The organism is Halomonas garicola, assembly GCF_031935715.1.
Classification (GTDB): Bacteria; Pseudomonadota; Gammaproteobacteria; order Pseudomonadales; family Halomonadaceae; genus Vreelandella; species Vreelandella garicola.
Genome location: NZ_JASSZF010000053.1, coordinates 1 through 8645, shown reverse-complemented (window position 1 = coordinate 8645; position 8645 = coordinate 1). Strand labels below are relative to the sequence as shown.

7 protein-coding genes are annotated in these 8645 nt (G+C 60.5%); 2 read left to right on the top strand and 5 right to left on the bottom strand.

All coding sequences use genetic code 11. The features are described 5' to 3' along the window. Positions 1–156: 156 nt before the first annotated feature. The gene (locus RS027_RS13170; protein ID WP_311957664.1) at positions 157–1470 is read right to left on the bottom strand and encodes a M18 family aminopeptidase; all 1314 of its coding nucleotides are present in this window, start codon (positions 1468–1470) and stop codon (positions 157–159) included. A gap of 155 nt (positions 1471–1625) precedes the next feature. On the opposite strand from RS027_RS13170, the gene RS027_RS13165 reads away from it, so the two are divergent. Beyond that, on the top strand, positions 1626–3728 hold the full coding sequence (locus tag RS027_RS13165) for a carboxy terminal-processing peptidase (protein WP_311957661.1): 2103 nt from the start codon (positions 1626–1628) through the stop codon (positions 3726–3728). 186 nt (positions 3729–3914) lie between these two features. Further along, a complete protein-coding gene (locus RS027_RS13160; RefSeq protein WP_311881892.1) occupies positions 3915–4664 on the top strand; it encodes an IS5 family transposase in 750 nt (249 codons plus the stop codon). Here the strand turns inward: RS027_RS13160 and RS027_RS13155 are convergent. The 4 genes from RS027_RS13155 to RS027_RS13140 all read right to left on the bottom strand — a co-directional run bounded on the left by RS027_RS13155 (position 4653) and on the right by RS027_RS13140 (position 8458). After that, positions 4653–5675, bottom strand: coding sequence for an NADP-dependent oxidoreductase (locus tag RS027_RS13155; protein ID WP_311957659.1), 1023 nt, complete (start codon positions 5673–5675; stop codon positions 4653–4655). The two genes, RS027_RS13160 and RS027_RS13155, sit on opposite strands and share 12 nt — an antisense overlap. A gap of 79 nt (positions 5676–5754) precedes the next feature. Continuing rightward, positions 5755–6309, bottom strand: a complete 555-nt coding sequence (locus RS027_RS13150) for a cytochrome b (RefSeq protein ID WP_311957657.1) — start codon at positions 6307–6309, stop codon at positions 5755–5757. Between the two features lie 167 nt (positions 6310–6476). Then, positions 6477–7784, bottom strand: coding sequence for a sensor histidine kinase (locus tag RS027_RS13145; protein ID WP_311957654.1), 1308 nt, complete (start codon positions 7782–7784; stop codon positions 6477–6479). A 14-nt stretch (positions 7785–7798) separates the two neighbouring features. Then, positions 7799–8458, bottom strand: a complete 660-nt coding sequence (locus RS027_RS13140; RefSeq protein ID WP_311957653.1) for a response regulator — start codon at positions 8456–8458, stop codon at positions 7799–7801. Between the last annotated feature and the right edge of the window lie 187 nt (positions 8459–8645).

Here is an 8645-nt window from a genome sequence, read left to right as displayed (position 1 = left end):
TGCTGTTCGGCTAACGGTTCCCGCTATCAAGGTCCGTAGGGGACTCTCACCCCCAAGTCATCCCGGGGCACTACCCCCGGGAACAGCACCTGTCGGTGCTACGCGCCATGCCTGGCGCACAACGGAAAAGCCCGCCATCGAGCGGGCTTTTTTGCGTCAGGCGTTCAGCTCGAGGGCCGGGCGATCAAGAAAGGTCCGCAGCGCGCGGATCAGGTGGATCACATCCTCGGTGCCGGCGGTTTCGCGGACGGAGTGCATGGCCCACTGGGGCACGCCCACGTCAAGCGTCGGCACGCCCACTTCGGTGGCGGTGATCGGCCCGATGGTGCTGCCGCAGCCCATGTCTGCCCGGGTGACGAACGCCTGCACCGGCACCGAGGCCTCCCGGCAGACGTCGCGAAACAGCGCCCCGGTGGCGCTGTTGGTAGCATAGCGCTGGCTGGCGTTGACCTTGATCACCGGCCCCTGGTTGATCGCCGGGCCGTGCTGCTCGTCGTGCTTGTCGATAAAGTTGGGGTGCAGCGCGTGGGCGTTATCGCAGGAAATCATCAGCGATGACTGGATCAGCTGCACAAGCGACGCCTCGGTGGCGCCGCCTACGGCTTCGTTCAGCCGCCTGAGCACATCGCCGAGAAACGGCCCCTGGGCGCCGCAGGCGCTGGCGCTGCCGACTTCCTCGTGGTCGTTGGCCACCAGCAGCGCGCCCTGCTCACCGTCGCACTCGAGCAGCGCTTCCATCCCCGTGAAGCAGGACAGCAGGTTATCCAGCCTTGCGCTTGCCACCAGCTCCTGCTTGACGCCCACCAGCGCCGGCGGCTGGACGTCGTAAAACGAAAGCTCGAAGTCCACCACCTCGATGTCGTCGAGGCCGTGCTCCCTGGCCAGCAACGTCTGCAGCAGCGGCGTTAGCGTTGCGCTCTCGCTCTGCATCAGCACCGGCGCCATCTGCGTCTGGGGGTTGATCGCCCGGCCGCTGTTGGCCTCGCGGTCCAGATGAATGGCAAGGCTTGGAATGGTAGCCACGGGCCGGTCGACGTTTAACAGCACGCTTTCCAGACGGCCGTCGCCGTGGCGCACGTGGACGCGGCCGGCAAGCCCTAGGTCGCGGTCAAACCACGGCGCCAGGAGCGCGCCGCCGTAAACCTGCACCCCCAGCTGCAGCCAGCCGGCGGCGTATTGCGTGGCGTTGGGCTTCAGGTGAAGCCCGGGGCTGTCGGTGTGGGCGCCGATCATGCGCAGCGCGGCAAGCGAGGTGCAAGGCAGCTGAAAGGCGATAATCGACGAGTCATTGCGCGTGACGTAGTAGCGCCCGCCCGCGCTCAGATCCCAGTCCCGGGTTTCCTCTAGCCGCTGGAAGCCGGCGCTTTCCAGCCGCCGAGCCATGTTGCGGGTGGCGTGCCACGGCGTGGGCGAGGTGCGCAGAAAATCGCGCAGGCGGTCGAGGGTATCGGTATGTTCGCCCTGGGGCATGAAAAACTCCCTGACAAGAATGGTGGTTTGAGTCTCGGCGAAGCAGGCTAACTGCTACAATGCCTTTTCGGTTCACGCACTATGTTGACTACTTGCGCTCTAGCCGCTTGCCGCGCAAGGGCCTGAGTATACCTAACCCCGGGAGAGCTTGATTGATGAGCTGGTTTGCCACCCTTTCGCGCCTGACCGCCCTTACCGCGGTGCTGATCATGAGCAGCGCGGTCATGGCCCTGGAGCCGACCGACGAGCAGCGTCAAGCCGCCGTGGAAAGCGCAGACTCGCTGCGCTACGGGCACTACGCGGACGTAAACTTTGACGAAGCCTGGTCCCAAAACGCCTTTGATCGCTATCTGGATATTCTAGACGGTCAGCGCGCCTACCTGCTACAGCGCGACATCAAACCGTTCAACTCCTTGCGCACCGAGCTTGGCCGAGTGCTGGAAAACGGCGAGCTGGACGAAGTCTTTGCCCTTCACGAGCGCGCCAACGAGCGGCGCGAAGCGCGCCTGGAATGGCTGTTGGACGAGCTCGACCAGGGGCTGGACTTCGACTTTGACGGCGACCAGCGCCTGGAAGTCGACCGCGAGGATGCGTCCTTCGCCACCCGCGAAAGCGAGCTTGACGCGCTGTGGCAAAAGCGGCTGATAAACGACGCCCTGAGCCTTGCTCTGACCAACCAGGATCGCGAGCAGGTCGAAGACGCCCTGCGCCAGCGCTACGAAGGCCAGCTGTCGCGCATCGAGCAGACCGAGCCCGAAGACGTCTTCGGCCTGTTCATGGCCGCCGTCACCGGCAGCATCGAGCCGCACACCGCGTACCTCTCGCCGCGCCAGGGCGAGTCCTTTGATATCCAGATGAGCCTGTCCCTTGAAGGCATCGGCGCGCTGCTCCAGGCCGACGGCGAATACGTCAAGGTGGCAAGCCTGGTGGCCGGCGGCCCGGCCGAACGCGCCGGCGTGCTCAAGCCCGCCGACCGCATCATTGCCGTGGGCCAGGAAGACGAAGACGAGATGGTCAACGTCATCGGCATGCGCCTGGACAACGTCGTTGACCTGATTCGCGGCCCCAAGGGTTCCAAGGTTCGCCTCGAGGTCATTCCCGCCCAGGCGGTGGATACCACCCGCTCCCACGTGGTCACCATCACCCGGGACACCGTGGACCTGGAAGACCAGGCTGCCAGTAGCGAAGTCATTGAACTTGAGCGCGACGGCGAGTCCCACTCCCTTGGCGTGATCAACGTGCCCACTTTCTACGTCGACTTTGACGCCTGGCAGGCCGGCGAAGAAGACTACCGCAGCACCACCCGGGACGTCGCCGAGGAAGTCGAAAAGCTCAAGGAGCAGGACGTCGAAGGCATCGTTTTAGACCTGCGCAACAACGGCGGCGGCGCCCTTCAGGAGGCCAACTCGCTGATTGGGCTGTTCATCGACCGCGGCCCCACGGTGCAGGTGCGCGACGCCCAGAGCCGCATCCAGCTCTACGGCGACAGCGAAGCCGGCACCCTTTACGACGGCCCGCTGGGCGTATTGGTCAACCGCCTGTCCGCCTCCGCCTCGGAGATTTTCGCCGGCGCCATCCAGGACTACGGCCGCGGCCTGGTTCTCGGGTCGAACACCTTCGGCAAGGGCACGGTGCAAACCCTTGACCAGCTCAGCCACGGCGAGCTCAAGCTGACTCGGGCAAAGTTCTACCGCATTTCCGGCAAGAGCACGCAAAACCGCGGCATCGAGCCGGATATTACCTTCCCCAGCCTGATTGACCCCGAGCGCATCGGCGAAAGCAGCCTGGATAACGCCCTGGGCTGGGACAGCGTGCGCGATGTGCAGTACCGCCGCTACGGCAAGCCGGAAGAGGTTCTGCCCACGCTGAAAAAGCGCCACGAAGCGCGCGCCGAGGAAAACCCCAACTTTATCTATCTCGAGCGCCAGTCGGCCCTTGCCCGCAAGCTGCGCGAGCAGCACACCACCGTCAGCCTCAACCGCGAGCAGCGGAAAAAGGAGATGGAGGCCCAGGAAGCCGAGCAGCTATCGCTTGAGAACCAGCGCCGCCGGGCGCTGGGCATGGACGAACTCGACGAGTGGATCGACGCCCGCGAGGACGCCATGGCCGGAAGCCATCAGGACGGGGTAAACGACGTCGGCGAAGAAGATGACGACGATGAGGACATGCCCGCCGAGCGCGCCCAGGTCCTTGAAGCCGCGGAAATCCTGCTCGACTACGCCGGCCTCGACGCGAACACGCGCCTGGCCAAGGGCTAAAACGAGCACCCCCACAGCGCACAGAGGCGGTGTGGGGGTGCTTTGCTATCAGTGCGGTCGCCTAACCCCTGTTAGCCAGCAGAAAGTCTGACTAGGGCCTGTTGACGTTTCATGGCAGGGGTATTGGCAGGATAGGGGCAAGCTCGCAGAATAAAGGTTCCTACACCAACAAACTGCAAGCCTGCCATGCCCCGACAAATGCTCACGGATGAACACTGGTCGAAGCTGAAACCTATCCTGCTTCAACAAGGTATTTATGACAAGGCCGACTTGCGTACCACGATAGAAGGCATCCTTTATCGGATGCGCACCGGCTGCCCGTGGCGGGACCTACCGGAGACGTTTGGCCCCTGGAACACGGTCTACAAGCGTTTTAACGCCTGGTCAGCGAGTGGAAAGCTGATGAGGCTTTTCAGCTCTCTGGTGGAGGAGCCTGATGTTGAGTGGCTGTTCATTGATGGCTCCTACGTCAAGGCCCACCAGGACAGCACCGGAGCTGCCACGGAAGACGCAGAAGCTATTGGCAAAAGTCGTGCAGGCAATACCAGCAAGATCCACTTGACCGTAGATGCCTATGGGCTACCGATCACCTTCAGAATAACCGGGGGTGAGGTGCACGACAGCACGGAAGCCCGGGCATTGATTGACGATTTGCCAGCGGGTGATGCATTGGTGGCTGACAAGGGCTATGACAGCGAGCGTATCCGTGAACAGATCGAAGCCAAGGGCATGGCTGCCGTCATTCCACGTAAACGCAACTCAAAGAAAGGAAATGCCAATCTGGACAGAGGCTTATATCGCTATCGGCATCTGGTTGAGAATGCCTTTGCTCGATTGAAGCCGTATCGCGCCATCGCAACGCGTTACGACAAGCTCAAGCGAAACTACGAAAGCATGGTGGCCTTGGCCTGCGGCTTTTTATGGCTACCAATGTGAAACGTCAACACGCCCTAGCTGCTTGCCAAAGCTTTTACTCGAAAAAAGATCGATAAACGCCTGGGGAGCGTTGTCCAATCCGTCGACGACGTTTTCCCGGTAGCGCAGTGTCCCGTCCTTGATCCATTGACCCAGGTGCTCGACGGCCTCGGCGTTTCTCTCGGCGTAGTCGTATACCACGAAGCCCTTCATCATGGCGCTTTTCTTGATCAACAGCTGCGGTGCAACAGCGCCGCTTGCCAGAGACGTGGCGTTATACTGCGACGTCTGCCCACACACCACGATCCGCGCGTGATAATTGATCAACGACAGCACCGCCTGGGTAACCTCACCGCCAACGTTATCAAAGTAAACGTCGATACCGTCCGGGCAGGCGTCCTTGAGCGCCGCCGCCAGATCTTCCGTATTTTTGTAGTTGAGAACCGCATCAAAGCCTAGCTCATCGCGCAGATAAGCAACCTTCTCCGGTGAGCCGGCTGTGCCGACCACGCGACAACCCTGGCGTTTGGCGATTTGCCCCGCAACCATTCCCACGGCACCCGCAGCACCAGAAACGACCACCGTTTCTTCGGCCTGAGGCTTGCCAATGTCCAGCATGCCGAAATACCCGCAGAACCCCGGTACGCCAACGATACCCAGATAGGCCGACAAGGGTGCCGCGTCGGGGTCGACCTTCTTGGCTTGGCTGCCGTCGGATAGCGAGTAGTTCTGCCAGCCGAGCCGCTCATAAACGTAATCGCCCTCGGCAAAGCCGCTCAGCTTTGACGCTACAACGCGCCCGACCGAGCGTCCGGTCAAGGGCTTTCCCAACTCAAACGCAGCGGTGTGGGACTTGCCCTCCTCCATCATACTGCGCATCCCCGGGTCCACCGACAGGTAGAGCGTCTGAATCAGCATTTCGCCTTCACCTGGGTTTGGCACCTCGGCGTCCACCACCTCAAAATCATCTCGCTGCGGCCTTCCTTGCGGACGCTTGGCGAGGAGTACCTGGCGATTGATTTTGGCTTGCATGATGGTTTCCTCATCGTGTCGAAGGTTCGCATGCCTCTAGGGTAGCGCACCTCTTCACCGCTCGATCAAGAGCACATAGTTAACTATTCCCCAAGCGCTTTATCGTCATACGCACAAGGGTATCGTCGTGTTTGACGAAGTGATGATACAGCGCCGCCCCCAGATGACCGAGTACCAGCGCGACGAACAGCCAGGAAATCTGAGCGTGCCATTCGCCTAATGCGACGGCCCAGGGGATTTCCTGCTCGCTCTGGGCAACAAGTTCGATGCCAAAAACTCCAAGGCCGTGACCGCCTCCCACCATGAGCAAAACACCTGTTACCGGAATCAACACCATGCACAGGTAGAGCAGCAGATGCCCACCCTTAGCCAGCAATGCCATGACACCCTGGCCCTGTGGTTTGGCATGCTGTTGTTGCTGGCTTAGCCTCCAGATGATTCTGAGCGGCACAAGAACAAGCAGTAGCAAACCGACATCTACGTGCCAAGGAACGATCGTGTTACCAACCCAGTGCTCTCCATCGTTGATGTAACCACCGAGTGCCATGAACTGAATAATGATAAACAGTGCCATTATCCAGTGAAATAGACGACTGATGACGCCGTAACGCCCCTGTGTGTCATGATAAGTCATTTTCCCCTCCTATAGGTCGTGATCGCTTTTTTCAAACCATGCCAAATTGACATGGCGTTATGGTCGCAATCCAACCTGACAGAAGGCTTAAGACATGACGCCATCTCGGCAATATTCGGCACATCCAGGGTGTGCGTATTCCCGCCGGCGAGCTGGACACCCCAGCCTCAGTGTGGGAGCCGTAAGCTTGCCTCGAACCCGTCTACCCTGCCCGACGCAGGAGAAGCCAGGGTCAAAGTGGCACCGGCCCCGACGGCGATCGCATGGGCAATAGCAAGCCCCAGGCCGGACCCTGCCGCGGGGGTATTCGCCCGCTGAAAGCGATCCGTCAGCCGGTTGAGATCTTCCACAGGTACTACCGGTCCCGCATTGATCACGCGCAACAGGCCATTCCCCAACACGCAGACCTCGACGGGCCGATCTTTCTGCCCGTGCTTCAGGGCGTTTTCAATCAGATTACGCAGCAGGATGGCCAGCACGTCCGGATCAATCGATGACATGACACACGCTTCGTTAGGTAACGACAGCATCAGAGGCGTTTCGGTGGCGCGCTGAAAATCATCGACGAGGTGGGTAACAATCGGCAGGATATTCTCGGGACTCTCGACCAATAGCCCTCCGCTCTCCGCTTTGGCCAGCTGCATCAGTTTCTCCGACAGCCGCGAAAGCTCGCGCAGCGAGGCCTCAATTCGCTCCGTCCGATCCTGTATCGGCCCATCGGGCGCTTCCCGGCGCAGGCGCTGCACCTGAGCCAGGGTCGCGGCCAGGGGCGTACGCAGCTCGTGAGCGCTATTGGCGGTAAAGCTGCGTTCCGCCTCCAACGTTCGACGTAGACGCTCTAACAGCTGATTAACTGCCTCACCGATCGGCACTATTTCGGCCGGCAAGTTTTCGCCTCTCACCGGCGACAGGTCGCCGGCGCCGCGGACTTCGAGCATCGTCCGATACTCAAGCACCCCGCGTAGACTACGGCGTACAAACCACCAGATGCCGATCAAACTCAGGGGAATCAGACCCGCCAACGGCAGGAACAGCATGCCAATCGTTTGCCATTTTGCCTGACGGCGTGAGGCCAACGGCTCGGCCACCTCAATAAAAAAGGTATCGCTGACCGCAGAGATACCGTAAAGCCGATGCGTTGCGGTACTACGCAGTCCCGTTTGAGGCGTTTCGGGAAAGACCGAGAGGTCAATGTCGTGGGACACCAGCAAGGGGGCACCGTCCATTCCACGCACCAGGTAGGTGATGTATTCCTCGTGGGGGTGCAGCGCCGCCACCTGCTGAAGCAGATCGGAATCTTCGCGATTAAATATTTCAACAACGGCAAGCGACAGGAGGCGTTGTGCTGCTTCTTCAAGGACGCTATCGAGCGTCTTGTTCAGCGTATCCTCAACGATCAGTGCCGTTACCACAGCAACAAACAGCCAGAGCAGCGTGGTCCCCAGCGTCAGGCCAACCCCCAGACGACGCTGCAAACTCGTAGCGCGTCTCACGCCTGCCCCAGCCGGTAACCCATACCACGCACCGTCTCGATAACGTCACGCCCCAGTTTCTTGCGCAGACGGCTGATATGGACCTCGATAGTGTTGCTCTCGATCTCGGCACCAAAGGCATATAAACAATCTTCGAGTTGGGAGCGGGATAGCAGTGCCTCAGGGCGTTGCATGAATGCCTCAAACAGCGCCCACTCCCGGGCGGTCAGCTCAATGTCATGCCCGCCACGACGTAGCGAATGGTTGACCAGATCGACCTCCAGTTCGCCCACTGTAATCAGGGGGTTCGGGTTACCCGCATAACGCCGCGCCACGGCAGCGATCCGTGCCGACAATTCCGACAGGTCGAAGGGTTTGACAAGGTAATCATCCGCGCCGGCATTCAAGCCGGCGATACGATCGGAAATCTGATCCCGCGCTGTCAGAATAATCACCGGCGTCGTGTTGCCGGCACGACGGCAATGCTTTAACAAATCGAGCCCGTTTCCATCGGGCAGCAGAAGGTCGAGCAGCAGCAGGTTGTAAGCGGTGGTCGCAAGGCATGCCTGGGCCTCGCCAAGCGTTTGCATCCAGTCCACCGCGTGGCCTTCTTCGGCTATCTGATCGCGCACGACTTCGCCTAGCGCGGAGGCGTCCTCGAGCAGTAATATGCGCATCTCCCACATCCTTCTAACATCAGCGGTACGCTAAGCCTAACGGATCGACCTGACGACTAGGGGTCGTTAACAATTAGGCCAGCCATATGGCGGCTGACACGAGGCAGAGGAGTGACTGGTAGTTTCTTGCCAGTCGCTCATAGCGTGTAGATAACCGCCGGAACTTCTTGATTTTCTGAAAGAACCT

Coding starts and splice junctions, on each gene's coding strand:
- RS027_RS13165 (WP_311957661.1), top strand. CDS start 1,626: ATGAGCTGGTTTGCCACCCTTTCGCGCCTGACCGCCCTTACCGCGGTG.
- RS027_RS13140 (WP_311957653.1), bottom strand. CDS start 8,458: ATGCGCATATTACTGCTCGAGGACGCCTCCGCGCTAGGCGAAGTCGTG.
- RS027_RS13160 (WP_311881892.1), top strand. CDS start 3,915: ATGCCCCGACAAATGCTCACGGATGAACACTGGTCGAAGCTGAAACCT.
- RS027_RS13155 (WP_311957659.1), bottom strand. CDS start 5,675: ATGCAAGCCAAAATCAATCGCCAGGTACTCCTCGCCAAGCGTCCGCAA.
- RS027_RS13170 (WP_311957664.1), bottom strand. CDS start 1,470: ATGCCCCAGGGCGAACATACCGATACCCTCGACCGCCTGCGCGATTTT.
- RS027_RS13150 (WP_311957657.1), bottom strand. CDS start 6,309: ATGACTTATCATGACACACAGGGGCGTTACGGCGTCATCAGTCGTCTA.